This is a genomic window from Kineococcus sp. G2 (assembly GCF_037154035.1).
In the GTDB taxonomy this organism is placed as follows: Bacteria; Actinomycetota; Actinomycetes; order Actinomycetales; family Kineococcaceae; genus Kineococcus.
In genome coordinates this window covers 40,146-66,506 of the sequence record NZ_JBBBEM010000068.1, presented here as the reverse complement: position 1 = coordinate 66,506, position 26,361 = coordinate 40,146, and the positions used below count along the sequence as shown (strand labels likewise).

At 76.2% G+C, this 26,361-nt stretch carries 21 protein-coding genes and 3 tRNA genes; 10 read left to right on the top strand and 14 right to left on the bottom strand.

What is annotated here, in order from left to right; genetic code table 11:
* Window positions 1-42: 42 nt before the first annotated feature.
* Window positions 43-270 (top strand): hypothetical protein, encoded by a 228-nt coding sequence (locus tag V9U69_RS11200; protein ID WP_337061895.1) that lies wholly within the window; start codon window positions 43-45, stop codon window positions 268-270.
* A 47-nt stretch (window positions 271-317) separates the two neighbouring features.
* Here V9U69_RS11200 and V9U69_RS11195 read toward each other — a convergent pair whose 3' ends face one another.
* The gene (locus V9U69_RS11195; protein WP_337061894.1) at window positions 318-1,379 is read right to left on the bottom strand and encodes a hypothetical protein; all 1,062 of its coding nucleotides are present in this window, start codon (window positions 1,377-1,379) and stop codon (window positions 318-320) included.
* Window positions 1,380-1,524: 145 nt separating this feature from the next.
* Window positions 1,525-1,683, bottom strand: coding sequence for a DUF5679 domain-containing protein (locus tag V9U69_RS11190; RefSeq protein ID WP_242127531.1), 159 nt, complete (start codon window positions 1,681-1,683; stop codon window positions 1,525-1,527).
* A 219-nt stretch (window positions 1,684-1,902) separates the two neighbouring features.
* Here V9U69_RS11190 and V9U69_RS11185 point away from each other — a divergent pair, with 219 nt between their 5' ends.
* Complete coding sequence (locus V9U69_RS11185) at window positions 1,903-2,580, top strand: M48 metallopeptidase family protein (protein ID WP_442907733.1); 678 nt, start codon at window positions 1,903-1,905, stop codon at window positions 2,578-2,580.
* A gap of 26 nt (window positions 2,581-2,606) precedes the next feature.
* Here V9U69_RS11185 and V9U69_RS11180 read toward each other — a convergent pair whose 3' ends face one another.
* Window positions 2,607-4,181, bottom strand: a complete 1,575-nt coding sequence (locus tag V9U69_RS11180) for a zinc-dependent metalloprotease (RefSeq protein ID WP_337061892.1) — start codon at window positions 4,179-4,181, stop codon at window positions 2,607-2,609.
* 160 nt (window positions 4,182-4,341) lie between these two features.
* Between V9U69_RS11180 and V9U69_RS11175 the strand changes: the two genes are divergently transcribed.
* The gene (locus tag V9U69_RS11175) at window positions 4,342-5,523 is read left to right on the top strand and encodes a YlbL family protein (protein ID WP_337061891.1); all 1,182 of its coding nucleotides are present in this window, start codon (window positions 4,342-4,344) and stop codon (window positions 5,521-5,523) included.
* Between the two features lie 42 nt (window positions 5,524-5,565).
* Here V9U69_RS11175 and V9U69_RS11170 read toward each other — a convergent pair whose 3' ends face one another.
* A complete protein-coding gene (locus tag V9U69_RS11170) occupies window positions 5,566-6,150 on the bottom strand; it encodes a PPA1309 family protein (RefSeq protein ID WP_337061890.1) in 585 nt (194 codons plus the stop codon).
* 198 nt (window positions 6,151-6,348) lie between these two features.
* Here V9U69_RS11170 and V9U69_RS11165 point away from each other — a divergent pair, with 198 nt between their 5' ends.
* The 6 genes from V9U69_RS11165 (at window position 6,349) to V9U69_RS11140 (ending at window position 14,234) form a co-directional block, all read left to right on the top strand.
* Window positions 6,349-9,381 carry a UPF0182 family membrane protein gene (locus V9U69_RS11165; RefSeq protein WP_337061889.1) on the top strand — a complete coding sequence of 1,011 codons (3,033 nt, stop codon included), beginning with the start codon at window positions 6,349-6,351 and terminating at the stop codon, window positions 9,379-9,381.
* A 91-nt stretch (window positions 9,382-9,472) separates the two neighbouring features.
* A tRNA-Met gene (locus V9U69_RS11160) sits at window positions 9,473-9,546 on the top strand.
* Window positions 9,547-9,739: 193 nt separating this feature from the next.
* Window positions 9,740-9,813 (top strand) — tRNA-Met (locus V9U69_RS11155).
* Between the two features lie 84 nt (window positions 9,814-9,897).
* Window positions 9,898-9,971 (top strand) — tRNA-Met (locus tag V9U69_RS11150).
* A 124-nt stretch (window positions 9,972-10,095) separates the two neighbouring features.
* Window positions 10,096-11,616, top strand: a complete 1,521-nt coding sequence (locus tag V9U69_RS11145) for a 3' terminal RNA ribose 2'-O-methyltransferase Hen1 (protein ID WP_337061888.1) — start codon at window positions 10,096-10,098, stop codon at window positions 11,614-11,616.
* On the top strand, window positions 11,613-14,234 hold the full coding sequence (locus tag V9U69_RS11140) for a polynucleotide kinase-phosphatase (protein ID WP_337061887.1): 2,622 nt from the start codon (window positions 11,613-11,615) through the stop codon (window positions 14,232-14,234). Before V9U69_RS11145 ends, V9U69_RS11140 begins: the two co-directional genes overlap by 4 nt.
* Window positions 14,235-14,268: 34 nt before the next feature.
* Here the strand turns inward: V9U69_RS11140 and V9U69_RS11135 are convergent, their stop codons facing one another.
* Both V9U69_RS11135 and V9U69_RS11130 read right to left on the bottom strand, forming a co-directional pair.
* The gene (locus V9U69_RS11135) at window positions 14,269-14,454 is read right to left on the bottom strand and encodes a hypothetical protein (RefSeq protein ID WP_337061886.1); all 186 of its coding nucleotides are present in this window, start codon (window positions 14,452-14,454) and stop codon (window positions 14,269-14,271) included.
* Window positions 14,455-14,573: 119 nt separating this feature from the next.
* Window positions 14,574-16,538 carry an anthranilate synthase family protein gene (locus V9U69_RS11130; protein ID WP_337061885.1) on the bottom strand — a complete coding sequence of 655 codons (1,965 nt, stop codon included), beginning with the start codon at window positions 16,536-16,538 and terminating at the stop codon, window positions 14,574-14,576.
* A 238-nt stretch (window positions 16,539-16,776) separates the two neighbouring features.
* Between V9U69_RS11130 and V9U69_RS11125 the strand changes: the two genes are divergently transcribed.
* Window positions 16,777-18,234 (top strand): glucose-6-phosphate dehydrogenase, encoded by a 1,458-nt coding sequence (locus tag V9U69_RS11125; protein ID WP_337061884.1) that lies wholly within the window; start codon window positions 16,777-16,779, stop codon window positions 18,232-18,234.
* Between the two features lie 19 nt (window positions 18,235-18,253).
* On the opposite strand, the gene V9U69_RS11120 is transcribed toward V9U69_RS11125, so the two are convergent.
* From V9U69_RS11120 to V9U69_RS11085, 8 genes are all read right to left on the bottom strand, one after another.
* Window positions 18,254-18,655 carry an HNH endonuclease gene (locus V9U69_RS11120; protein ID WP_337061883.1) on the bottom strand — a complete coding sequence of 134 codons (402 nt, stop codon included), beginning with the start codon at window positions 18,653-18,655 and terminating at the stop codon, window positions 18,254-18,256.
* A gap of 39 nt (window positions 18,656-18,694) precedes the next feature.
* Entirely contained in the window at window positions 18,695-19,405 is a 711-nt protein-coding gene (locus V9U69_RS11115) for an urease accessory protein UreD (RefSeq protein WP_337061882.1), read from the bottom strand.
* On the bottom strand, window positions 19,402-20,148 hold the full coding sequence (gene ureG, locus V9U69_RS11110; protein ID WP_337061881.1) for an urease accessory protein UreG: 747 nt from the start codon (window positions 20,146-20,148) through the stop codon (window positions 19,402-19,404). Before ureG ends, V9U69_RS11115 begins: the two co-directional genes overlap by 4 nt.
* Window positions 20,149-20,229: 81 nt before the next feature.
* Window positions 20,230-20,952 (bottom strand): urease accessory protein UreF, encoded by a 723-nt coding sequence (locus V9U69_RS11105; protein WP_337061880.1) that lies wholly within the window; start codon window positions 20,950-20,952, stop codon window positions 20,230-20,232.
* Window positions 20,952-22,670, bottom strand: a complete 1,719-nt coding sequence (locus tag V9U69_RS11100; RefSeq protein WP_337061879.1) for an urease subunit alpha — start codon at window positions 22,668-22,670, stop codon at window positions 20,952-20,954. Before V9U69_RS11100 ends, V9U69_RS11105 begins: the two co-directional genes overlap by 1 nt.
* The gene (locus V9U69_RS11095) at window positions 22,663-23,331 is read right to left on the bottom strand and encodes an urease subunit gamma (RefSeq protein WP_337061878.1); all 669 of its coding nucleotides are present in this window, start codon (window positions 23,329-23,331) and stop codon (window positions 22,663-22,665) included. Before V9U69_RS11095 ends, V9U69_RS11100 begins: the two co-directional genes overlap by 8 nt.
* Before the next feature lie 28 nt (window positions 23,332-23,359).
* Window positions 23,360-25,033, bottom strand: coding sequence for a purine-cytosine permease family protein (locus V9U69_RS11090; RefSeq protein ID WP_337061877.1), 1,674 nt, complete (start codon window positions 25,031-25,033; stop codon window positions 23,360-23,362).
* A 153-nt stretch (window positions 25,034-25,186) separates the two neighbouring features.
* Window positions 25,187-26,326, bottom strand: coding sequence for an ABC transporter substrate-binding protein (locus tag V9U69_RS11085; RefSeq protein WP_337061876.1), 1,140 nt, complete (start codon window positions 26,324-26,326; stop codon window positions 25,187-25,189).
* Between the last annotated feature and the right edge of the window lie 35 nt (window positions 26,327-26,361).

The following is a 26,361-nucleotide window of genomic DNA, read 5'->3' as shown; positions in this document are numbered from 1 at the left end:
CCGCAACCAGCAGGACGATCCGTGATCCCCAGGAGGGACGAGATGTCGTACGTCGCAGAAGCCCTGTTCCGGGAGCGCGTCGCCGAGGCGCACCGCACCGCCGAGCGCGTCCGTCTCGTGCGGGCGCTGCGGGCCCGCCGGCGGGCGGAGGTCGCCGCCCGCCGCGCCGAGCGGCTCGCGCGACTGGCCGAGCTGGCCCAGCCGGCCGACCTCGCCGACCGCGCCCTGGTGGCCCTGGCCACCGGGGCCGAGCGCACCGCGCGCGCCTGACGCCGCGGGTCCGCGGGAGCGACGGGCCGGCACCCGGTCCGCGGCCCTCAGCCGGCCGCGGGCGCCGGGCCCGTCGCCCCGCGCGCCGCGGGGACCGGCAGGTCCAGGCAGCCGCACTGCGGGTGCGGTGCCCACCGCCGCTGCTGCACCACGCCCTCGGGCAGCAGCAGCTCCAGCGTCGCGCCGAGCGCGGCGGGCCTGCCCCCGTCGAGGTGCGTGAGCACCTGCAGGGCGGCCAGGCCCGCCAGCGCCGACGCGGTCGCGGTCTCCTCCGCGACCGCGTCGGCGCGCGTGAACCGGTCGCGCACACCGGGCCAGCCCGGGTCGGCGTCGGTGCGGTGCAGGTCGAGGCAGCGCAGGCACGGCGTGGTGCCCGGCAGGACGAGCGGGCCCACGAGCGCGTCGGTGTCGCGCAGCACCACCGACAGGTGCGGCACCCCTTCGGCCACCAGCCCGTCCGCGGCCACCGCGTCGGCGGCGTGGTGGTCCACGAGCACCACGAGGTCCGCGCCGCCGGGTTCCCCTGCGCCGGCCGGTCCCCGCCCCAGCAGCCGCTGCGCCACCCGCCGGGCACGTCGTTGCGCTGCGGCGCCCCGCGGCTCGCTCGTGCCCCCGGGCCGCTCACCCGCCCAGGAGGCGTCCCCGGCCGCCACGGGGGCAGGGTCCTCGGCCACCAGCCCGCCCACGCCCGCGGCCGCCAGCGCGGACAGCAGCGCCGCCCCGGTGCGCCCGCAGCCGACGACGGCCACCGCTGCCGCCCGCCGGCCCGCCAGCCGTTCCGGTGCGGCGGGCCCGGCCGGGTCGTAGGCGGCCCACGCCGCGGCGTCCGGGCCCCACGCCGCGGTCGCCGGCGCGGTCGCCACCGCCTGCGCACCGGAACGCACCCGGCCCGCCGGGACGGCGCCGACGGCGACGAGGTCGTCGAGCACCCGCTGGGCGCGTCGCACACCGGCACCGGTGCCGCCGGGCACCAGCAGCGCCGCCAGGTCGGCCTCCGCGAACGGGCCGGCGACGCTGCCGCTGCGCGGGGAGGAACCGACCTGCAGCCGCCCACCGGGCCTGCGGGCGAGGGGGAGACCGTGCGGACTGCTGACGGGAGCTGGGGCCACCCGCTCACCCTGCCCCAGCGCGCGCAGCGGGCCGCGACGCCGTCCACAGGCGGGCCGGACCTGCGCTGCGCCGCACCCGGCCACCGGCCCGCACCCGGCCACCGGCCCGTGCCCGTGCCCGGGCGCGGTCAGGGCGGGGTGCGCCTCAGGACGCCTTGCCGAGGATGCGGTTGAGGTTCGTCCCGCACACGGGGCACTGCCCCTTGGCCATGCGGCGGCCGTTGGTCTCCACGACCTGCCCCTCCGCCTGCCGCTTCTCCTTGCACTTCACGCAGTAGAACTCGCCCTGGTAGGTGTCGGCCACGGTGCGCCTCCTCGGTGTCCCGGTGGCCACCGGGCTCTCCGGCGGCTCCCCAGGCATCGTGCCCCCAGCGGGCCCGCGCGGCGCGTCGGCGACGACCCCGCCGGGGCGCGCCGGGGCGCGGCAGAGCGCGGGGACGGGTCGTGACCCCTCCCCAGGACGGGGCGCGCACGGTACCTTGCGCGAGTGGAGGCCGACCAGCCGGGGGCAGCCGACGGGGCCGTGGTCACGGTCGCCGGGGGGGCCCGGGCTGCCGTCGAGCCGGTCTCGGGCGTCGACGTGCGCCGCAGCCGCCGACGCTCGCGCACCGTGTCCGCCTACCGCGACGGCGACCGCACGGTGGTCCTCATCCCGGCGCGCTTCACGCGCGCGGAGGAGCGCGAGTGGGTCGAGCGGATGGTCTCCCGCCTGGACGCGGCCGACCGCCGCCGCAACCCCGACGAGGGGGACCTGCTGGAGCGGGCACGGGAGCTCTCGCGCCGCCACCTGGACGACCTGGCGCGGCCCGCGTCGGTGACGTGGGTGGACAACCAGCAGCACCGCTGGGGCTCGTGCACCCCCGCCGACGCCAGCATCCGCCTGTCCACGCGCCTGCAGGGCGTGCCCGGCTGGGTCCTCGACTACGTCCTCCTGCACGAGCTCGCCCACCTCATCGTGCCGACGCACTCGCGCGCGTTCTGGCGGCTCCTCGAGGCGTACCCCCGCACCGAGCGCGCCCGGGGCTTCCTGGCCGGCCTCGACCACGCCGCCGGCCTCGACCCGGAGGCCGAGGCCGACGACGCGCCCGCGGCGGACGGATCCGCCGTGGACGGAGCCGCAGTGGACGGTGCCTCCGCGGACGGGCCGGGGCGGGGCGTGCACCGCCCGGCCGGAGCCGGGCCGGCCCGCAGCACCGGCTGACGGGCGGAACGCCCCCGGGCCTCGGCTCAGTCCTCGCCGGGCTGCTCGTCGCCGGGCTGCTCGTCGCGGGGCCCGTCCAGCAGGTCGCGCAGCGCGGCGTCCATCTCGTCCTCCTCGTCCCGGCGCGGCCCGCCGCTGAGGCGGCGCTCGACGAAGGCCGTGACGTCGTCGAGGTCCTCGGCCGTCGGCAGCAGGTCGGGGTGGTCCCACACCGCGTCGCGGGCCGCGCGGTCGCCGCGCGCCAGCAGCTGCTCCCACAGCGCGGTCGCCTCCCGGGCGCGGCGCGGGCGCAGCTCCAGACCGACCAGCACCGCGAACGCGTGCTCGGCGGGACCGCCGGTGGCGCGGCGCCGGCGCACGGTCTCGCGCAGCGCCGCCGCGTGCGGCAGGACGCGCCCGGCGGCCTCGTCGGTGACGTGGTCCACCCAGCCCTCCACCAGGGCCAGCGCCGTCTCCAGCCGCGCGAGGGCGGCCTTCTGCGCGGGGGTGCTCTCCGGCTCGAAGATGCCCGAGCCGAGGGCCTCCTGCAGCGACTCCGGGTTCGCGGGGTCCACCGAGCGGGCCGCCTCCGCGATGCGCTCGGCGTCCACGGAGATGCCGCGGGCGAAGGACTCCACGCTGCCCAGCAGGTGCGAGCGCAGCCACGGCACGTGCGCGAACAGCCGCTGGTGGGCGGCCTCGCGCAGCGCCAGGTAGCGGCGCACCTCGTCCAGCGGCACCTCCAGCCCCTCGGCGAAGGCGCCGACGCCCGCCGGCAGCAGCGCGGCGCGCCCGCCGGGGGCGAGCGGCAGCCCGATGTCGGTGGTGCTGAGGACCTCGCCGGCGAGGGTGCCGATCGCCTGCCCGACCTGCATGCCGAAGACGCCGCCGCCGACCTGGCGCAGCATCGCGCCCGCCGAGCCGAGCACCGCCGCCATCTCCGGCGGGGCCTGCGAGGCCATCGCCTCGCCCATGGCGTTCGCGACGTTCGTGGCCACGGGTTCCACGAGCTGGCGCCACACCGGCATGGTCCGCTCCACCCAGTCGGCGCGGCTCCACGCCTCGGGCGTGGTGGGGGCCTGTTCGAGGTCGGTGACGCCGTCCAGCCACAGGTCCGCCACCCGCAGGGCGTCCTCGACGGCGCGGCGCTCGGCGTCGCCGGGGGTGGGGTCGCCGGCCTGCGCGGCGGCCTGCCGGGCCAGGTCGTGCGCGACGTCCCAGTTCACGGGCGCGTCGGACGGCGTGGACAGGAACTTCTGCAGCTGCGCCAGCACCTGGCCCATGAGCGCCGGGTCCAGCGGGCCGTCGCCCAGGCCGGGGATCCCGCCGGGGAACCCGCCGGGCAGTCCCGGGAACCCGCCGGCGCCCGCGCCGCCCTGACCGCCGAGGCCGCCCAGGAGCGGGCCGAGCAGGTCCTCCAGGGGGTTGCCGCTGCCGCCGCCCTGCCCGGGGTCCTTGCCGGGCGTGCCGGAGGGCCGGAAGCCGGGCTGACCGCCGCCGCCCCGCTCGGGCTCACCGCCGCCGGACGCGCCGCGCTCCTGGTCCCGGGTCTCGTCGTCCCGGGTCTCGTCGTCCCGGCCGTCGTCGGGCCCCTGGGGGTCCTGGTCGCCTCGCTGGTCCACGGTGATCCTCCGCATCGTCCGCCGGGTGCGGACCCATTCTGGCCCTCCCTCGACGGCAGCGACGAGCGGCCGCCCGGCGCGGTTCCGCACCCGCCCCCGTGATCGCCCCCGGCGAACGCGCGTCCGAGCCGGTGCCCGGCGGGGCCCGTAGGGTGCTCGGGTGCCACCCGCGACGACGCCCGAACCGGAGCCCGTGCGCGGGCCCGACCGCGAGCCCGGTCGCGAACCCGCTGGCGAACCCGGCGGGGCGCCCGCCGCACCGCGCGGCTCCTCCCCGCGCGGGGTGCTGCTGGCCGCGTCCTCCTTCTGCGCGGTGGCCCTGGTGGCGCTGGTGGGCGTGCTCGAGGTGCCGTACGTCAGCCTCAGCCCCGGGCCGGTGCGCGACGTGCTGCCCGCGGAGGACGAGCGGGCCGACGAGCAGGTGCTCGTCGAGGTCTCCGGTGCGCCGACGTACCCGACCGACGGCAGCCTGGACCTGACGACGGTGTCGCTGCGCGGGGGCCCGGGCCTGGAGCAGCCGCTGTGGGAGGCGCTCCTGGCCTGGCGCGACCCGGACGTGTCCGTGGTGCCCCGCGCGCTCTACTACTCCCCGCGCACGACGCAGGAGGAGGCGGACGCGGCCAGCGCCGCCGAGATGGCCGGGTCGCAGGAGGCCGCGGAGGTCGCCGCCCTCACCGAGCTCGGCATCGACGTGACCGCCACCACCACCCGCCGCGTGCAGGAGGTCGCCCCGGCCGCCCCGGCCGCCGGCGTGCTGCGCCCCGGCGACGTCATCACCTCCGTGGACGGTGCGGAGGTGGCGGACTTCGAGGCGCTGAAGGCGGCGGTGGGCGCGCTGCCCGCGGGCGCCGAGGTCCGCCTCGGGATCACGCGCGGCGGCGAGGCCCGCGAGGTCACCACCAGCACCTACGCACCGCAGGGGGAGACGCTGCTGGGGATCGTGCCGGACGTCGAGTACGACTCCCCGGTCGAGGTGGACATCGCCATCGAGGACATCGGCGGCCCCAGCGCGGGCACGGTGTTCGCGCTGGCGGTGGTGGACCTGCTCACCCCGGGCGCCCTGACGGGCGGTGAGCACGTCGCCGGGACGGGGGCGATCCGCGCGGACGGCACGGTCCTGCCGATCGGTGGCCTGCGCCAGAAGGTGATCGGCGCCCGGCGCGCGGGGGCGGAGTGGTTCCTGGCGCCGGCCGAGGAGTGCGGGGAGGTCGCCGGCGTCGTGCCGGAGGGGATCACCGTGGTGGGCGTGCGCACGCTGCACGAGGCCCGCACCGCGGTGGAGGCCATCGGCGAGGGCCGGGGCGCCGAGGTGGCCACCTGCGCGCAGACCGCCGCCGGCTGAGGCCCCTCGGAGCCCCGCCCGCGGCGCGGCCCGTTCCCCGGCTCAGCCCTGCAGGGTGGCCTGCAGGGCGCTGACGAGCCCGGGCACCAGGTCGGCGCCGGTGGCGACCTCGCCGTCGGAGTCCTTCGAGCGCGAGCGCACCGCGCACTCGTGGCTGCCGTCGCGCAGCACGCCGACGGCGATGCGCACGTCCTCGGCCAGCGGGTGCGCGGCCAGCGCGGCCGCGCGGGCCTCGTCGTCGTCGGCCGGGGTCGCGGCGCGCACCTCGGTCTCGGCGTCCGGCGGCACGAGGATGCGCTCGACGACCAGCGCGGCGCCGTCGACGCCGGGCGGCCAGGCGAGCTGGCCGAGGAGCTCGTCGAGGTCGCTGACGTCGGGCAGGCCGTCCTGCTCCACGGACGTCAGGTGGCCGGCGTCGGCGCGCGCCTCGGCCACGACGTTCTCGGGCAGGCGCTGGGCGAGCTGCGGGTCGCGCTCGAGCGCGTCCGCGGTGCGGACGAGGGCGAACAGCCGCAGCGGGGCACCCCACCCGTCGGAGGCCACGTAGCGCTCGATCTCGGCGACGGTGCGCCACAGGGAGCTGGAGGCCGGGGAGGGGGCGGTGGTGGGCGGGACGGGCTCGTTCACGGCCCCGATGGTGGCACGCCCCCCACCGCGCCCGGCCACCGCGCGCGCGTCCGGGAGGCGTCGTCCCCCGGTCGGGGGGCGCCCCGCACGGGGCCGTGCGGGGCACCGTGCGAGGGGCCGGGAGGGCGTGATCGGTGACGGTCAGGTGACGTTGCGCACGTGCGGGCACCCGATCGGCCGTCCGCGCGTTGCGCGGTCGTGAGCTTTCCTCCTCGCCGCCCCGCGCGGCCGGTGCTGCGACGGCGACGTCGCGGTGCAGCGCTGCCCACGGTGCTCGTCCTGGCCGGCCTCGTCGTGGCCGTCGTCATCGCCTCCCGCGTCGTCACCGACGTCTGGTGGTTCAGCCAGCTCGGCTTCCTGCCCACCTTCACCACGAAGCTGTGGGTGCAGCTGGCGCTCTTCGCGGTGGGCGCGCTGCTGCTCGGCGCAGCCGTGGCCGCGTCGCTGACGATCGGCTACCGCACCCGCCCGGTGTACGCGCCGATCTCCACCGAGCAGGCGGGCCTGGACCGCTACCGCGAGTCGCTGGAGCCGCTGCGGCGCCTCGTCGTGGTGGTGCTCTCGGTGGCCGCGGCCCTCTTCGGCGGCTCCGTGGCGATGAGCCGCTGGGAGTCGCTGCTGCTGTGGTGGAACCGCACCCCCTTCGGCGAGGAGGACCCCCAGTTCGGCCTCGACCAGGGCTTCTACGTCTTCACGCTGCCGTGGCTGAGCTTCGTCGTGAGCTTCCTGTCGGCGGCCGTGGTGCTGGCCGGCCTGGCGGCGCTGGCGACCCACTACCTGTACGGCGGGCTGCGCCTGTCCGGCGCCGGGCCGCGCACCACGCGCGAGGCCCGGATCCACCTCGCCGTGCTGGCGGCGCTGTTCCTGCTGCTGCGCGGCGTGGGCTACTGGATGGACCGCTACGAGGTGATGGTCGCCGAGTCCGACAGCATCAACATCGCGGACGTGGTCGGGCCCTCCTACACGGACGTGCACGCGGTCCTGCCGGCCAAGGCGATCCTGGCGATCGTCGCGGTGGTCGTGGCGCTGCTGTTCGTGGCGGCCGCCGCGGGCGCGTCCTGGCGGCTGCCGGCGATCGGCACGGGCCTGCTCGTCGTCAGCGCGGTCGCCGTGGGCGGCATCTACCCGTGGGCGGTGCAGCGCTTCCAGGTCAACCCGAACCGGCAGGCGCTGGAGGCCGAGTACGTCGGGCACAACATCGAGGCGACGCGGGACGCCTACGACCTGGCCGACACGGAGGTCACCGACTACCAGCCGGACACCACGGTGACGGCGGGCCAGCTGCAGCGGGACGCCGAGACGATCCCCGGCATCCGGCTGCTGGACCCGAACGTGGTCTCCGCCGCGTTCCGCCAGACGCAGGGGCAGCGCAACTACTACGCCTTCCCCGACCCGCTGGACGTGGACCGCTACCCGCTGGCCGGCGGCACCCAGGACACCGTGATCGCCGCCCGCGAGCTCAACCTCGAGGGCCTGAGCGACTCGCAGCGCACCTGGGTCAACCTGCACACCGTCTACACCCACGGCTACGGCGTGGTGGCCGCCCGCGGCAACGAGCGCGCCCCGGACGGGCGCCCGTCGTACTTCGAGTCCAACATCCCCTCCACGGGGCAGCTGGGCGAGTACGAGCCGCGCATCTACTTCGGCGAGCAGACCGACACGTACTCGATCGTCGGCGGCGGCGACGCGGTGGAGATCGACTACCCGGACAACTCCCCGGAGGGCTACGCCCGCACCACCTACACCGGCGAGGGCGGCGTCCCGGTCGGCGGGCTGCTGCGCAAGGCGGTGTACGCCCTGAAGTTCGCCGACCAGAACATCCTGCTGTCCGACCAGGTCAACGCCGACTCCAAGATCCTGTACGACCGCACCCCGCGCGAGCGCGTGGAGAAGGTCGCGCCCTGGCTGACCCTGGACGGCGACGCCTACCCGGCGGTCGTGGACGGCCGGGTGCTGTGGATCCTGGACGCCTACACCACCTCCGCGTCCTACCCGTACTCCTCGACGACCCGGCTGGGTGAGGTCACGGTGGACTCCCTGACGCAGACGCAGAGCGTGCAGGCGCTGCAGGACCGCACGGTGAACTACGTGCGCAACTCGGTGAAGGCCACGGTGGACGCCTACTCGGGCGAGGTGACGCTGTACGCCTGGGACGAGAGCGACCCGGTGCTGCAGGCGTGGATGAAGGCGTTCCCCGACGCGGTGGAGCCGATCTCGGAGATCGGCGGGGAGCTGATGGGGCACCTGCGCTACCCGCAGGACATGTTCAAGGTGCAGCGCGAGGTGCTGGCCCGCTACCACGTCACCGACCCGCGCTCCTTCCTCACCGGCCAGGACTTCTGGCAGGTGCCGGCGGACCCGACGTCCGAGGTGGTGCAGGGGCAGCAGCGCCCGGCGCAGCCGCCGTACTACCTGACGCTGGAGATGCCCGGCCAGGAGGAGCCCGCGTTCAGCCTGACGACGACGTACGTGCCGGCGTCCAACGACCGCGGGGCGAGCAGCCAGATCATCACCGGTTTCGCGGCCGTGGACTCCGACGCCGGCACCACACCGGGGGAGAAGAGCGACGGCTACGGCACGATCCGCCTGCTGGAGCTGCCGCAGTCGTCGGTGATCGCCGGCCCGGTGCAGGTGCAGAACGACATCCAGTCGAACGCCGCGGTGGCCGAGCAGGTGCGCCTGCTGAGCCTGGGGCAGGGCTCGGAGGTCATCTACGGCAACCTGCTGACGCTGCCCGTGGGCGGTGGGCTGCTGTACGTGGAGCCGATCTACGCGCGCAGCACCGGGGAGAACTCCTTCCCGCAGTTGCGCAAGGTGGTCGCCGTCTTCGGCGACCGGGTCGCCATCGCCGACACCCTGGACACCGCGCTGGACGACCTGTTCGGCGGGGACTCCGGGGCCGCGGCCGGCGACGAGGGCGCCCCGCCCACCGACGGCACGACGGCACCGACGGAGTCCCCGGCGCCGGCGACCCCGTCCCCGGACGCCCCGGCGCCGGTGGACGGCGACCCGCAGGCGCAGCTGCAGGCGGCGCTGACCCAGGCGCGCGAGGCGATCGAGGCGTCGGCGGCGGCGCTGGCGCAGCAGGACTTCGCGGCGTACGGCGAGGCGCAGGAGCGCCTGCGGGCGGCGGTGGAGGCGGCCACGGCCGCGCAGGAGGCGCTCGGGCGGAGCGCTTCCGGTGCCGCGCCGGACCCGGCGGCCGCGTCCGGCGGGGAGACCACCTCCTGATCCGCCGGCGGGCCCGGGGTGAAGGCCCCGGGCCCGCCGCGTCCCCCCGATTTGGCCCGGCGTCCACGGTGACGTAAGCTGGTCTCACCGACGCGGGGTGGAGCAGCTCGGTAGCTCGCTGGGCTCATAACCCAGAGGTCGCAGGTTCAAATCCTGTCCCCGCTACTCGTGAGAAGGCGAAGGCCCCGGACCGAATGGTCCGGGGCCTTCGTCGTGTCCGGGCAGCTGCCCGACCGCCCCTCCTCGGCGGTGGTCTCGCACGAGTGAGCCCTCGACCGTGCAGGACCACCGCCGGGAGGGGTGGGGTGTCACCTCGATTTGGCCCGGCGTCCACGGTGACGTAAGCTGGTCTCACCGACGCGGGGTGGAGCAGCTCGGTAGCTCGCTGGGCTCATAACCCAGAGGTCGCAGGTTCAAATCCTGTCCCCGCTACTCGTGAGGAGGCGAAGGCCCCGGGCCAGCCGCGTCACCCCGATTTGGCCCGGCGTCCACGGTGACGTAAGCTGGTCTCCCCGACGCGGGGTGGAGCAGCTCGGTAGCTCGCTGGGTGCATAACCCAGAGGTCGCAGGTTCAAATCCTGTCCCCGCTACTCGTGAGTAGGCGAAGGCCCCGGGCCACCTGGTCCGGGGCCTTCGTCGTGTCCCCGCTCGTCGGAGTCGGCGGGGGCCGGAAGTCGGCTGCGCGGACCGCGGGCGACGTGGTGCAGTGGGGGAGTGATCGTCACCCTCACCCTGGACGCCGGTGCCCAGGACCTGCCCGGCGGCGCTCTCGCGGACGACCTGGGGTTCCTGCTGCACAAGCACCCCGGTCGCGTGCAGACGTTCGACCTGGCCGTGGGCACCGCGCACGTCGTCTACCCGGAAGCCGGCCCGCAGCGGTGCACCGCCGCCCTGCTGCTCGAGGTCGACCCGGTGGAGCTGGTGCGCTCGCGCTCCGCGTCCGGCCCGCGCGGTGAGGCGTCCTCCCTGGCGCAGCACGTCAACGACCGCCCGTACGCCGCCTCCAGCCTGCTGGCCGTCGCCCTGGGGCGGGTGTTCCGCACCGCGCTGACCGGGCGGTGCGATCAGCGCCCGGGGCTGGCCGCCGCCGCGCTGCCGCTGACGGTGCGGGTGCCCGCGCTGCCGTGCCGGGGCGGCGCGGACCTCCTGCGGCGGCTGGCCGAGCCGCTCGGCTGGGCCGTCGACGCCCGGCCGCTGCCGCTGGACGAGACGGTGCCGGCCTGGGGCGCGTCCCCGTACGTGGACGCCACGCTCACCGGGCGGGTGCGGCTGGCCGACGCGCTGCGGCACCTGTACGTGCTGCTGCCCGTGCTGGACGACGCGAAGCACTACTGGGTCGGCCCCGACGAGGTGGACAAGCTCGTGCGCACCGGCGGCGGCTGGCTGGCCACCCACCCCGAGCGCGAGCTCATCGCCCGCCGCTACCTGGCGCACCGGCGCGCCCTCACCGACGACGCCCTCGACCGCCTCGCCGAGCTGGACGGCGGGACCCTGGCCGAGGAGATCGCCGCGCAGCAGCTCGCCGCCGAGCCGCAGGGCGACGACCCGGAAACCCCGGCACCGGGCACGGGGGCGGGCGCGGCGGCCGAGGGACCCGTGCCGCTGGCCCGGCAGCGCCGCGAGGCGGTCCTGGCCGCCCTGCGCGCCGCCGGGGCGCGGCGGGTCGCGGACCTGGGGTGCGGCCAGGGCGAACTGCTGACGGCCCTGCTGGCCGACGGCACCTTCACCGAGGTCGTCGGCACCGACGTCTCGGTGCGCGCGCTGCAGGCGGCCGCGCGCCGCCTGCGCCTGGACCGCGCCGACGGCGCGAACCCCTTCGACCCGCGCTCGCGGCTGCGGCTGTTCCAGTCGTCGCTGACCTACCGCGACGCGCGGCTGGCGGGGTTGGACGCGGCGGTGCTCGTGGAGGTCGTCGAGCACGTCGACCCGCCCCGGCTGCCGGCCCTGGAACGGGCGGTGTTCGGCGAGGCCGCCCCGCGCACGGTGCTGGTGACCACCCCGAACGTGGAGCACAACGTGCGCTACCCCCACCTGACCGCGGAGGGGTTCCGCCACCGCGACCACCGGTTCGAGCTCACCCGTGCGCAGTTCCGCGAGTGGGCCGAGGAGGTGGGGCGCCGGTACGGCTACGCGGTGCGGATCAGCGGCGTGGGCGCGCAGGACCCCGAGGTGGGTGCGCCGAGCCAGCTGGCCGAGTTCACGCGGGTCGCGACGAGCGGGGAGGGGGCGGCGTGAACGCCGCGGTGCAGGGGACGCCCGTCGCGGCGGGCCGGGAGCTGGCGGTGCCGGCGCTGAGCCTCGTCGTGCTCGTGGGCGCGACCGGTTCGGGGAAGTCGACGTTCGCCCGCGAGAGGTTCGCGCCCACCGAGGTGCTCTCCAGCGACGTCTGCCGCGGCCTGGTCTCCGACGACGAGAACGACCAGTCCGCCACGTCCGACGCGTTCGACGTGCTGAACCTCATCGCCGCCAAGCGGCTGGCCGCCGGCCGCCTGACGGTCGTGGACGCCACGAACGTGCAGCAGTCCGCCCGCCGCTCCCTGGTGGCGCTGGCCCGCGAGCACGACGTGCTGCCGGTGGCGATCGTGCTGGACCTGCCCGAGGCGGTGTGCGCGGCGCGCAACGCCGCCCGCCCGGACCGCGCGTTCGGCCCGCACGTGCTGCGCCGCCAGCGCACGGACCTGCGGCGCAGCCTGAAGGGCCTGGCCCGCGAGGGTTTCCGCACCGTGCACGTGCTGCGCAGCGAGGAGGAGGTCGCGGCCGCCACGATCACCCGCACCCGGCTGTACAGCGACCTGCGGCACGAGACCGGCCCGTTCGACGTCGTCGGCGACGTGCACGGCTGCCGCGGCGAGCTGGAGTCCCTGCTGGGCCGGCTGGGGTACGAGCTGGTGCGCGACGAGACCGGCCGCCCGGTGGACGCGGTGCCCCCCGCCGGGCGGCGCGCGGTGTTCGTCGGCGACCTCGTCGACCGCGGTCCCGACACCCCGGGCGTGCTGCGGCTGGTGATGGGCATGGTGGCCTCCGGGGCGGCGTTCTGCGTGCCGGGCAACCACGAGGTCAAGCTGCTGAAGGCGCTGCGCGGGCGCCCGGTGCAGGTCACCCACGGCCTGGCGGAGTCGCTGGAGCAGCTGGACCGCGAGGACGAGGCGTTCCGGGAACGGGTGCGGGAGTTCCTGGACTCCCTGGTCTCCCACCACGTCCTGGACGGCGGCCGCCTCGTCGTCGCGCACGCCGGCCTGCCGGAGCGCTTCCACGGCCGCGCCTCCGCGCGGGTGCGCGACTTCTGCCTGTACGGGCAGACGACGGGGGAGACCGACGAGTTCGGCCTGCCGGTGCGCTACGCCTGGGCGGGCGACTACCGCGGCCGCGCCACCGTCGTGTACGGGCACACGCCGGTGCCGGAACCGGAGTGGGTCAACGGCACGATCTGCGTGGACACCGGCTGCGTGTTCGGCGGCCACCTGACGGCGCTGCGGTGGCCGGAGAAGGACCTGGTGTCCGTGCCGGCCTCCGCCGTGCACCACCAGCCCGCCCGTCCGTTCCCCGCCGCGGCCGGGCCCGGTGGGGGCAGCGGCGACGGGGCGGTGGCGCCGGTCGCGGCGGTGCGCGACCCGGACCTGCTGGACGTCGACGACGTCCTGGGGCGGCGCGTCGTGGAGACCGCCGAGCACGGCCGGGTGAGCGTGCGGGAGGAGAACGCCGCCGCGGCCCTGGAGGTCGTCAGCCGCTTCGCGGTGGACCCGCGCTGGCTGCTGCACCTGCCGGCGACGATGGCGCCGGTCGCGACGAGCGCGCGCGAGGGGTACCTGGAGCACCCCGACGAGGCGTTCTCCGCCTACCGGGCGGACGGTGTGCAGCACGTCGTCTGCCAGGAGAAGCACATGGGCTCGCGCGCGGTGGCGCTGGTGTGCCGCGACGCCGACGCGGCCCGCACCCGCTTCGGCGCGCCCGGCGGCGCCACCGGCGCGGTGTGGACGCGCACCGGCCGCAGCTTCTTCGCCCCCGCGGCCACCGAGCAGCTCGTGGGTGAGCTGCGCACGGCGTGCGAGCGGGCGGGGCTGTTCGAGGAGCTGGGCACCGGCTGGCTGCTGCTGGACGGTGAGCTGCTGCCGTGGAACGCGAAGGCGGAGGCGCTGCTGCGCGGGCAGTACGCCGCCGTGGGCGCGGCCGCCCACGCCGCCCTGCCGTTCGCGGTGGACGTGCTCGAGCGCGCCGCCTCCCGCGGCGCGGACGTGGCGGCCCTGCTGACGCGCACCACCGAGCGCGCCGCCGGCGCCGAGGCGTTCCGCGAGGCGTACCGCCGCTACTGCTGGCCCACGGACGGGCTCGACGGCGTGCGGTTCGCGCCGTTCGCGCTGCTCGCCGCGCAGGGCGCCACCTTCGAGGAGCGTCCGCACGCCTGGCACCTGGACGTCGCCGACCGCCTCGTGGCGTCCGGCCCGGACCGCCTGGCCGGCACCCGCCGCCTCGACGTGGACACCACCGACGACGGCTCCACCGCCGCGGCCACCGCGTGGTGGGAGGAGCTGACCGCGGGCGGCGGGGAGGGGATGGTCGTCAAACCCGCCGCGAACCGGGTGCGCGGGCCGCGCGGCCTCGTGCAGCCGGGGCTGAAGGTGCGCGGGCGCGAGTACCTGCGGCTGGTCTACGGCCCGGACTACCTGCGCGAGGAGAACCTGCTGCGGCTGCGGCAGCGCTCGCTGGGCCGCAAGCGCTCGGCCGCGCTGCGCGAGCACGCCCTCGGCCTGGAGGGGCTGGCTCGCGCAGCGCGCGCGGAACCGCTGTGGCGGGTCCACGAGTGCGTGTTCGCGGTCCTGGCGCTGGAGTCCGAACCGGTCGACCCGCGCCTGTAGCGGCGCGTCCCGCCCCGCTGCGGCTCGCGGGGTGTCAGCGGGGCGGGCGGCCCAGGTCGAACAGGGCGGTGCCCTGCGGGCTGGGCAGCGGGGACAGCAGGTCCACGACGCGGCCGCAGTCCAGGCAGGGGGAGAGCACCCGCGCGTCGGGGCGGGTGCCGTCCGCGGAGGCGGCCCGCCGCCGGTCGTGGGGGCTGAAGGTGTGCCAGCAGTCGTCCACGTCGCTCCCGTCGCGCTCCGGCCCCGGGACCGTCCCGGGGCACGACCACGGTGCCCAGGGGGCGGGGCCGGGGGCGAGGAGGCGCGCCGGGAGCGACGGGCCGGGACCGCGGGGCCGGGTCAGCGGCCCACGAGCGGCTGCACCACCGAGCGCAGCAGGTCCGGACCCTCCAGCGTCAGCACGGACTCGGGGTGGAACTGGATGCCGGCGAACCCGCGGCCGCGCAGCGCCACCACCTCGTCGGCCGGCCCGGTCGCCACCTCGGTGCCCTGCGCGGCCAGGCGGTCCACGGCCCCGGCGTCGACGCGCGCGGTGAAGGAGTTGTAGAACCCCACGGTCGCGCGCCGGCCGAAGAGGTCCACCTCCAGCTGGGTGCCCTGGTGCGGGGCGTCCTTGCGGCGCAGCGGCAGGCCCAGCGTGCCGGCGAGCAGCTGGTGGCCCAGGCACACGCCCAGCAGCGGGTTCCCGCCCTCGCGCGCGGCCGCCCCCAGGTCGCGGGCCAGCTCCCGCAACCGGCGGATGCGCGGGTCGGCGGGGTCCTCGGGGTCGCCGGGGCCGGGACCGAGCACCACCAGGCCGCGGTGCGCGGCCAGCGCCGCGGCCAGGCCCGGGTCGTCGTAGCGCAGGACGCGCGCGCGCAGCCCGGCCGAGGCCAGCAGGTGCACCAGCATCGCCGTGAACGTGTCCTCGGCGTCCACCACGAGCGCCTCGCCCAGCGGTGCGCCCTCCGGCTGCCGCTGCGGCTCCAGCCAGAACCGCGCCAGCCGGTCGCGGCGCGAGGCCAGCAGGGTCGCCACCCGCGGGTCGGCCAGCAGCGGCACCCGCCGCGCCGGCGTCCCCGCCCCGGCGTCCTCGCGGCGCGGCAGCGGCGGCAGGGCGCCCAGGGCGCGCAGCACGCCCGCGGACTTCGCGTGCGTCTCGGCGACCTCGCCCTCCGGGGTGGAGCCGCGCACCAGGGTCGCGCCCACCGACACGCGCACCCGGCCCGTTCCGGTCGCGTCGGTGCGCACGTCGGCGGTGCGGATGAGGATGGGGGAGTCCAGCGTCTGCGCGCCGTCGCCGTCGCGGCCCAGCAGCGCCAGCGCCCCGGCGTAGTAGGCGCGCCCGGACGGCTCGAACCGCTTGATGACCCGGCAGGCGCTCTGCAGCGGGCTGCCCGTGACGGTGGCGGCGAACATGGTCTGCCGCAGCACCTCCCGCGCGTCCAGGGTGGAGCGCCCGCGCAGCTCGAACTCGGTGTGCGCGAGGTTCGCCATCTCCCGCAGGTACGGCCCGTGCACGGTGCCGCCCAGGTCGCCGACGGAGCACATCATCTTCAGCTCCTCGTCGACCACCATGAACAGCTCCTCGACCTCCTTGGGGTCGGCGAGGAACTCCACCAGGCCGTCGGCGTCGGGGCCGGTCGCCGGGTAGCGGTAGGTGCCGGAGATGGGGTTCATGACGACCTCGCCGCGGGCCATCCGCACGTGCACCTCCGGGCTCGCGCCCACGAGGGTCCGGCTGGTCCCGTCCTCGCCGGGCACGTGCACCACGAACGTCCAGTAGGCGCCCTGCTCGGCCACCAGCAGGCGGCGGAACAGGCTCAGCGCGGTGGTCGCGGTGAAGCCGTCGATCACGCCGTCGACGTCGCGGCGGATGACGAAGTTCGCGCCCGAGCCCTGGGAGATCTCGTCGTCGATGATGCGGCGCACCACGGCGGCGTAGTCGTCGTCGGACAGGTCGGGCGCGACGTCGCGCAGCGGCACCTCCGCGTCGGGCAGCACGCGCAGCGCGTCCTCCAGGCCCAGCTCCTCGGCCTGCTCGACGCGCAGCACCCGCAGGGGCGTGCCGTCGTCGTGGACGTCGAACCCGCGCTCGCGCAGCTGCCGGAACGGCACCAGCGCCAGCGCGTCCAGGCTCGCCGCTCCTGGCGCCCCGGTGGGCAGCGGCACGTCCGCGAGGTGCTCGACGGTGCTCACGGGCCCGCGCAGCACCTCCACGGGACCGGGCTCGCCGGTGCGGGGGTCCAGGCGGCGCAGCAGCGCGAACGGCGCGTCGCCGCGCAGCAGCTGATCGACGAGCGCGGCGGGGTCGGGGTGCGGCACGGGGGGTTCCTCCTCGGTGGGGCTGGCGCGGCCGGCCGTCGAGGGGGTCGTCCCGGGTGGTGGGCCTCCTCGACGAGGCGGCCACCGGGACGTGGGAGCGTCAGGCGACCGCCGACACCCACCACCACGCACCGCTCAGCGCGCGCGGGCGGCGGCCCGGGCGCACGGAGGTCGTCGTGGTGGTCACGATCCGCACCCTACTCTGCGCGCCGGCGCCGCGGGCAATAGCGTTCGCCCCGTGACCGAGACAGCGCAGTCCCAGCAGCAGCCCCAGCAGCAGGCTCAGCGGGACGAGAAGCCCACGGTGTTCGTCATGTTCGGGGCGACGGGCGACCTGTCGCGCCGGCTGGTGATGCCCGCGTTCTTCCAGCTCGCCGCCCTGGGGCGACTGCCCGAGCGGTGGCGGATCGTGGGCAGCAGCCGCGGCGAGATGACCCACGACGAGTTCCGGCAGTACATCAGGCAGGCGCTGGAGGAGTTCGGCCCGCAGCCGTCCGAGGGCCCCTGGGACGACTTCGCCGAGCACCTGCTCTTCGCCAGCGGCGGGTTCAGCGCCGACGACCCCGGCGCCCTGCTCGACGTGCTGGCCGAGGCCCGCGAGCAGCTCGGCGCAGGTGAGGACGACGTGCAGCTCGTGCACTACCTGGCGATCCCGCCGGGCGCCTTCCTCGACGTCACGAAGGCGTTCGACGCGCACGGCCTGGCCGCCGGCGCCCGCATCGTCTACGAGAAGCCGTACGGCACGTCGCTGGCGAGCTTCGAGGAGCTGGACGCGGAGGTGCAGCGCGTCTTCGCCGAGGAGCAGGTCTTCCGCATCGACCACTTCCTGGCGTTCGAGGCCGCCCAGGACCTCATCCACGCGCGCCTGGCGAACCCGTGGCTGGCGGGGATCTGGAACCGCGAGCACGTCGCCCAGGTGCAGATCGACATCGCCGAGACCCTGGACGTCGCCCAGCGCGCCGACTTCTACGACGCCACCGGCGCCTTCCTCGACATGATCGTCACCCACCTGTTCCAGCTGGCCGCGACCGTGGCGATGGAGCCGCCCGCCGACCTGCGCCCGGAGACCGTGCAGGCCGCCAGGGACGCTGCGCTGCAGCGCTTCCGCGAGCTCGACCCGGCTGAGGTGGTGCTCGGGCAGTTCGAGGGCTACACGGACATCGACGGCGTCGCCGACGGCTCGACGACCGACACCCTGGCCGCCGCGCGGCTGTGGGTCGACGACGAGCGCTGGGAGGGCGTGCCGTTCCTGCTGCGCAGCGGCAAGAAGATGGCGGCCGACGAGCAGCGCATCACCCTGGTCCTGAAGCCGCCCGCCGAGGGGCCGTACGCGGGTGGTGAGCCGGGAGGCGAGCCCGCGGTGGTCAGCTTCTCGCTGCTCGAGGGCGGTTCGCTGGACGTCGGCGTCGCGGTGCGCCGGCCGGGCGTCGCCGGCGGCACCGTGCGCGGCACGGCGAGCCTGCCGCTGGACCGCTTCGAGGGGACCGAGCCGGCGCTGCCGTACGCGCACCTCATCGACCACGTCCTGACCGGCGACCGCTCCCTGTTCACCGGCGTGGACGGCCTGCGCGCCGCGTGGCGGGCGATCGAGCGGTTCTCGAACGAGCGTCCGCAGGTGCTGCCGTACGCCGAGGGCACCTGGGGCCCGGACGACGTCGAGCGCCTCGCCGAGCCCGGGGAGTGGTTCCTGCGCTGAGCCGCACCGGGTGCGCCGCTCAGGCCGTCCCGGCCAGGCGGCGCGCCCGGCGCAGCTGCGCCTGCACGTAGGGGCGCGCGCGGCGCTGACCACCGCGGGCGGCGACGGCCGCGTCCAGCTCCTCCAGCCGCCGTCGCAGCCACACCGGGTCCGCCGGCCACCCGCGCCGGCGGCACTCCAGCAGCCAGTCCACCGGGGAGGCGTGCCCGCGCTCGCCGTTGCAGCGCCGGCACGCCGCCACCTCGTTCTCCAGCCACGACGGCCCGCCCTTGACCCGCGGCACCAGGTGGTCGGTGGTGGGGCGGACCAGGCCGCTCAGCTCCCGCCCGCACCACACGCACGCGGGGCCGTCGCGCGCCACCGCCCGCTCCAGGCGGTCGGCGCGGGCGAGCTGCCGCTCGGCGTCCGCGTGCCCGGCCACCGCGGCAGCCTCGCACGCGCGTTCGTGCTCCGCGCGGGATCACGGACGGGGTGGTGCGGCCGGTGCCACCCGCGGCAGCCAGCGCCTCCACACCGCCCCCAGAGCGCTGGTGTGCGCGTCGGCGGTGAGGGTGCGCGCCAGGGCTCCCGGGCCCTGCAGGTGCAGCGCGTCCGGTTCCTCGCCCGGTGGCCGGGTGCCCAGCAGCGCGACGCTGTCCACGCAGCGGGCGGCGCCGAGGACGGCGGGCGAGGAGCGCAGGGCCGGCTCACGCAGGTCCAGGTCCTCCGCCAGCAGGGGCCGGCCGGCCAGGTGCGCGCGGGTGCGGGCCAGCAGCGCCCCGCCGCGCTCGCCGGTGCGGCCGAGCACGAGCGTCTCGCGCAGCAGCGCCACGGCCCCCTCCGCCAGCTCCACGTCGGTGGAGCGCTCGACGGCTGCCCCGGTCGCCACCACGAACGGCTCGCCGTGCCAGCTCAGCCGGGCTCCCGCACCCAGCCGCACCCGCACCCGCCAGGACGCGGGTGGCCCGCCGCGCTGGTCGAAGGCGACCGTGCCGGCCACCTCCACCAGCTCCAGCGCACAGCCCGCGCCCACGGCCACGTCGAGGTGGACGTCGTCGCCGGCCAGCAGCAGCGCCCGGGCCCCCACCAGCGCCACCCGCGCCCCGTCCCGGGAGCGGGACAGCAGCCGGGGGACCAGGGCGCCGGTGGCCAGGTCGAGCCGTCCGCCGGGGTGGAGGTGGACGCGGGTCACGCCGGCAGGTGCTCGTGCGGGTGGTCGTGCTCAGGGGTGTGGTCGTGCTCGTGGGTGGTGCCGTCGGCGTGCGAGTGCGGCGCCATCGGGCCCGGGTCGCGCGGTTCGTGCCGGCCGGCGCGGAACTCCGCCAGGACACCGCGCAGCCACGCCGTGAGCTGCTCCACCGAAGGGCGGTCGGTGCGCGAGAGCGCCACGACGGGCCGGTCGTCGCGGTGCCCGCGGGCCGCCAGCGCGTCGGCGAGCATCCGCGGCACGTCCACGCCCACGTGCGGGGCCAGGTCGGTCTTGTTCAGCACCAGCAGGTCGGCGCGGGCGATGCCGGGCCCGCCCTTGCGGGCCACGTCCCCGCCGCCGGCGACGTCCAGGACGAACACCTGCGCGTCGACGAGGGCGGGGGAGAACGTGGCGGTGAGGTTGTCGCCGCCGGACTCCACGAGCACCAGGTCCAGGGGGGCGAAGTCCGCCTCCAGGTCCTCCACCGCCAGCAGGTTCGCGGTGACGTCGTCGCGGATGGCGGTGTGCGGGCAGGCGCCGGTCTCCACCGCCCGGATGCGCTCGGGCTCGAGCACGCCCGCCGAGCGCAGGAACCTCGCGTCCTCGTCGGTGTAGATGTCGTTGGTGACGACGCCGATGCGCAGCTCGGCGGACAGCTCCCGGCACAGCAGCGCGATGAGCGAGCTCTTGCCGGTGCCGACGGGCCCGGCGACGCCGAGGCGGAACGAGCGGGTGGGCTGGGACACGGGGTTCCTCCGGGTCGGTGCGGTGGTGGTGCGGTGGTGGTGCGGTGGTGGTGCGGCGCTGAGGGGTTCGGGGTCCGGGGGTCACGCCTGGAACAGGCGGTGGGTGGTGCGGGCGTGGCGCAGGGAGTGCTCCTCCACGAGGGGAGCGCTGCCGGCGGGGATCTCGGCGGGGTCGGTGAGCCCCACCAGGCGCGGCACGAGCTCCTCCACGAGCGGGTGCGCCGCCAGGGTCCACACCACGGTCTCGGCCGGGTCCAGCGGGTCCAGCTTGAGGGCGGCCGCACCCAGGGTGGCGGCGTCCTCGTGCCCGCACAGCCGCACCAGGCGGGCCGCGTCCAGCCCGGCGAGGGCGGCGACCGCGCCCAGGACCAGCGGGCGAGGCGGCCGGCGGCCCAGCGCGTCCAGGACCGCGGAACCCGGCCACAACCGCTGCGCCAGGCGCAGGTAGCCGCGGCCCAGCGTGCGGGACGCCTCGCGCAGCGGGGCGCTCGCCGTGCGGGCGGCCCACGCCTCCTCCACGTCACCGAACACCGCCTCGCCGGACGCCTCCTCGCCGGGTGCCGAGCCCAAGGCTCCGGCGGTCAGCGCGCGGTGGCGCGCCACGACCGCGGTGCCGGCCTCGACGGCGACGACGGTGGCCAGCCGCCCGCGCAGGAACGCCGGCACGTCGGCGGAGGTGAGGCCGCCGTGCACCAGCGCCGGTTCGAGGCCGCCGGACTGGGTGTGGCCGCCGACGGGCAGGCGGGCGTCGGCCAGCAGCGCCAGCACCAGGTCGGGGGAGGGGGCGGGGGGCGGGGTGGCCATCAGAACAGCTGGTACCGCTGCGCCAGCGGAAGTTCCGCGGCGGGAGAGGGTTCGACGAGGTCCCCGTCGATCGTGATGGCGAACGTCTCGGGGTCCACCCGGATGTCCGGCAGCGCGTCGTTGTGGACCATCTGCGCCTTGCCGACCGCGCGGGTGTCCCGGACGGCCTCCAGGCGCCTGCGCAGGCCCAGGCGGCCGGCGAGGCCGTCGTCCAGGGCGGCGGGGGAGACGAACGAGACGGACACGTCCGCGCCGTTCGGGTGCATCAGCGCCGGGCGCAGCAGCACCGGCTGCGGGGTGGGGATGGAGGCGTTCGGGTCGCCCAGGGCGCCCAGCACCAGCGCACCGCCCTTGAGCACCACCGAGGGACGCACCCCGAAGAACGCCGGGTCCCACAGCACCAGGTCGGCCATCTTGCCGACCTCCACGGAGCCGACGAGGTGGTCGACGCCGTGCGCGACCGCCGGGTTGATCGTGTACTTGGCGACGTAGCGGCGGGCGCGCTCGTTGTCCGCGGGGGAGTTCTCGCTCAGCCGGCCGCGCCGGTGCTTCATGACGTGCGCGACCTGCCAGGTGCGGGTGATCACCTCGCCGATGCGGCCCATCGCCTGCGCGTCGGAGCTGGTGATGGACAGGGCCCCGAGGTCGTGCAGGACGTCCTCGGCGGCGATCGTCGTGGCGCGGATGCGCGACTCCGCGAACGCCAGGTCCTCGGGCACCCGGGGGTTCAGGTGGTGGCACACGAGCAGCATGTCGAGGTGCTCGGGGACGGTGTTCACCGTGTGCGGCAGGGTGGGGTTCGTCGAGCCGGGGACCACGTTCGGCAGCCCCGCCACCGTGATGATGTCCGGGGCGTGCCCGCCGCCCGCGCCCTCGGTGTGGAACGCGTGGATCGAGCGGCCGCCGATCGCGGCGATCGTGGAGTCGACGTACCCGGCCTCGTTGAGGGAGTCCGAGTGCAGGGCGACCTGCAACCCGAACTCCTCCGCCGCGCGCAGGGCCGCGTCGATCGCGGCGGGGCTCGAGCCCCAGTCCTCGTGGACCTTGTAACCGCCGGCGCCGGCCAGGGCCTGCTCGGCCAACCCGGCCGCGCTGACGGTGTTCCCCTTGCCCAGCAGCAGGACGTTCAGCGGAACCGCGTCCAGCGCCCGGTGCGCGTGCGCGAGGTGCCAGGCGCCCGGGGTGACGGTGGTGGCCTTGGACCCCTCGCTGGGGCCGGTGCCCCCGCCGGCGATGGTCGTCAGGCCCGCGGCCAGCGCCTCGTGCAGCTGCGAGGGGGAGATGAGGTGCACGTGGGTGTCGATGCCGCCGGCGGTGAGGATCTTCCGCTCGCCGGAGATCACGTCGGTGGACGGGCCGATCCGCAGCGCCGGGTGCACGCCGTCGGCGACGTCGGGGTTCCCCGCGCGGCCGATGCCGCTGATGCGCCCGTCGCGGATCCCGACGTCGGCGCGGAACACGCCGGTGTGGTCCAGGACCACGACGTTCGTGATGACGGTGTCCGGTGCGCCCTCGGCGCGCGTGGTGGTGCCCTGCGCCATCGACTCGCGGATCGACTTGCCGCCGCCGAACACCGCCTCCTCCCCGCCCGCGGTGAGGTCGGCCTCCACCTCGATCCACAGGTCGGTGTCGCCCAGGCGCACCTGGTCGCCCGTGGTGGGCCCGTACAGGGCCGCGTAGGCGCCCCGGTCGATCCTGGTCACGTCCGGCTCAGCCATCGAGGGAACCTGCCTGTCCGAGGTGGGAACGGTCGACCTGCACGCCGGGGACGCGGCGCGCACCGCGCAGCGCCACGGCGGCGACGGTGCGCGAGACGCCCGGCTCGAAGCGCACCGACGTGCCCGAGGGGACGTCGAGGCGGAAACCCCGGGCGGCGGCGCGGTCGAAGCGCAGCGCGGGGTTCGCGTCGGGCAGGTGCAGGTGCGAGCCGATCTGCACGGGGCGGTCGCCGGTGTTCTCCACCACGAGCTCCAGCCGCTCGTGCTCGCCGCGGTCGGCGTTCAGCGCGATCGTCCCCGGGCGCACCCGGATCGCCCCGGGCGCCTCGCCCTCCCCGGTGGGGGCGGCCCCGTCGTCCTCGCCGATCGGGTCGTGCAGGGTGACGAGCTTGCGGCCGTCGGGGAAGGTCGCCTCGACCTGCACGTCGTGCAGCACCTCCGCCACCCCCGGCATCACCTGCGAGCGGGTGAGCACCCGCCGGCCGGACTCCATCAGCTCGCTCACCAGCGCGCCCTCGCGGGCCCGCTCCACGACCCAGCAGCTCAGCAGGGCCACCGCCTCCGGGTGGTTCAGCTTCACGCCGCGCGACAGGCGGTCGCGGGCCACCATGCCCGCGACCGCCATCAGCAGCTTCTCGGTGTCGGCAGGGCTCAGGTGCACGGGGCGAACCCTCCCACGGGCACGTTCCTCACGGACGCGCGGGCAGCACGTGGTCGGCGACCTTGTCGGTGCTCAGGCACAGCGAGCAGACGACGTCGTCGTGCGTGGCGCAGGCGGCCAGGTCGGGGCGCTCGTAGTCCTGCCGGCACACGTGGCAGGTGAGGACCTCGCCGGAGGGGTTGCCGTCCGCGTCGAACATCGGCAGCGCCAGGCCGTCGTCGTCGCGGCGCAGGTAGTACCGCCCGCGCGTGGCGATCGCCAGGACCGGCGGGCAGATCACCGCCAGGACGACCGCGACGACGGGGGAGTACGGCTGGACGCTCTCGCCGAACGCACCGAAGAACACGGCGATCGACAGCCCGGCGGACAGCAGCACCGAGACGAACCCGACCGGGTTCACCGCGTACAGCATGCCGCGGCGGAACTCCGGAACCTTCGGCGAGATCCCCAGCAGGTGCTTGTTGACGACGATGTCGGTGGCCACCGTGATGACCCACGCCATCGCGCAGTTGGCGTAGAAACCCAGGATGGTGTTGAGGAAGTCGAACATGTTCGCCTCCATCAGCGTCAGCGCGATGACGAGGTTCACCACGACGAACACCATCCGGCCCGGGTAGCGCTTGGTCACGCGCGTGAAGGAGTTCGTCCACGCCAGCGACCCGGAGTAGGCGTTCGTCACGTTGATCTTGATCTGGCTGATGACGACGAGGACGACGGCCAGGGTCATCGCCAGCCAGCCCGGCATCATCTCCTCGTACACGCCGAGGAACTGGTGCACCGGCTCGTTCGCGGTGGCGGAGGCCTGCGGGTCCAGCGTGGCGATGAGGTACACGGCGATGAACAGCCCGACGGCCTGCTTGATCGCACCGAAGACGACCCAGCCGGGACCGGCCATCACCACGGCCGTCCACCAGCGCCGGCTGTTCTCGGCGGTGCGCGGCGGCATGAACCGCAGGTAGTCGATCTGCTCGGCGATCTGCGCCATGAGCGAGAGGCAGACGCCGGCGGCCAGCAGCACGGACGCCACGCTCACCGACGAGCCGCTGCCGTCCGCGCCGGTGTAGGAGAAGAACTCGCCCACCGAGTCGGGGTTCGCGATGACCAGGTACGCGAAGGGGATCACCATGAGCACCAGCCACAACGGCGTGGTCCACACCTGCAGCGTGGACAGCACCTTCATGCCGTACACCACCAGCGGGATGACGATGATGGTGGAGACCGCGTACCCCGCCCACAGCGGGACGCCCAGGCCCAGGTGCAGGCCCTGCGCCATGATGGAACCCTCGAGGGCGAAGAAGATGAACGTGAACGTCGCGAAGATGACGTTCGTCAGGACGGACCCGTAGTACCCGAAACCCGATCCGCGGGTGATGAGGTCCAGGTCGATGTTGTAGCGGGCGGCGTAGTACGCCAGCGGGAAACCGCTCACGAAGATGACGACCGCCGCCACGGCGATGCCCAGCAGCGCGTTGACCGTCCCGTGGGCGATGCCGATGTTCGCGCCGATGGAGAAGTCGGCCAGGTAGGCGATGCCGCCGAGGGCGGAGGTCGCGACGACGCCCGGGGTCCAGCGGCGGTAGCTGCGCGGGGCGAACCGGAGGGTGTAGTCCTCCAGCGTCTCCGACGTCGCCGCGGTGGTGCCGGGGACGGTGGAGGTGCTCGTGCCGGTGGGCGGCGTGGCGCCGGGGGCGTGCTGGCTCATCGCGGGGCCTCTCGACGGGGAACCTTCCAACTGGAAGGACTGCGACGCTAGGGGTGCGCCGATCGGCCCGGCAAACCTCCGCGGGGGTTCGCGACAGCTTTTTACGGACGTGAAACACGCCGGAAACACGGAGCGCAGGATCGCGGCCCGCGGTCAGCCGGAGGTGCCCGGCCGGCCCCTCCCGCCGTTCACCCGGGCGAGCACGTCGAAGACCGCCCCGTCCGCGACCGCGACGTGCACCGGGTGGCCGGCGACCCCCCGGCGAAGCCGCACCGTCCCGTGCGGGGAGTCCCACGCCGCCCCGGCCAGCGCGCGCCGCACGTGCTCCACGCCCGGGTGCTCCCCGCCGCCCAGGCCGGCCAGCAGCCGCAGCGCGGAGTACGTGGCCTCGGCCATCGTCCCGGGCGCGGGTGCGGCGGAGGTGCCGGCGGGGCCGGTGCCCGCCAGCAGGTCGAAGGCGGTGGCGAAGCCCCGGGAGAACTCCGCGGCCGAGGCGCCGGGCAGCCCGGCGAACCACCCCGCGGACGCGAACAGGCCCCGGGTGGCGTCCGGGCCGCTGGCCAGCAGCATCGTCTCGTCCATGAAGGGGCTGAACCGGAACATCGCCGCGTCCAGGCCGGCGGCGGCGAAGGCCCGGTTGAAGCGCACCCCGTCGGTGCCGACGAGCAGCATGAGGACCCCGTCGGCGCCGCTGCGCGCGCACGCCTGGACGGCGGCCCGCCAGGTCGTCTCGTCGTCGCAGCCCAGGGGCACGAAGCGGCTGCCGGTCAGGGCCGTGCCGCTCGCAGCCAGCGCCCGGGCCACCCGGCGGGCGGTGGTGCGGGGCCAGACGTAGTCGTCGCCGACGACGAACCAGCGGCGCAGCCCGGCCTGCTCGCCCAGCCAGCGCAGGGCGGCGACCACCTGCTCGCCGGGCAGCTCCCCGCTGCACAGGACCCCGTCGTGCTGCTCGCCGCCCTCGTAGGCGGTGGCGTAGACGTACGGCACGCGCCCGGCCACGACGGGCGCCACGGCCCGGCGGACGGTCGACAGGTGCCAGCCGGTCACCGCGTCGACCGCGCCGGTGCCCACCAGGGCGGCCACCTCGCGGGCGACCGCCGCCGGGTCCGCGCCCGCGTCGACGTCGACGAGCTCCACCCGCCGTCCGCCGACCCCGCCGTCGCGCTCGACCTCGGCGGCGGCCAGCTCCGCGGCGGCGCGGCAGGCCGGCCCGAACATCCCCGACGGCCCGCGCCGGGGCAGCAGCAGCGCCACCCGGAACGCGCCCGGTGCGGGGCGCGGGCCCTCTGCCATGCTGGGCACGATCCCACACCCGCCGCGCGCGGGTG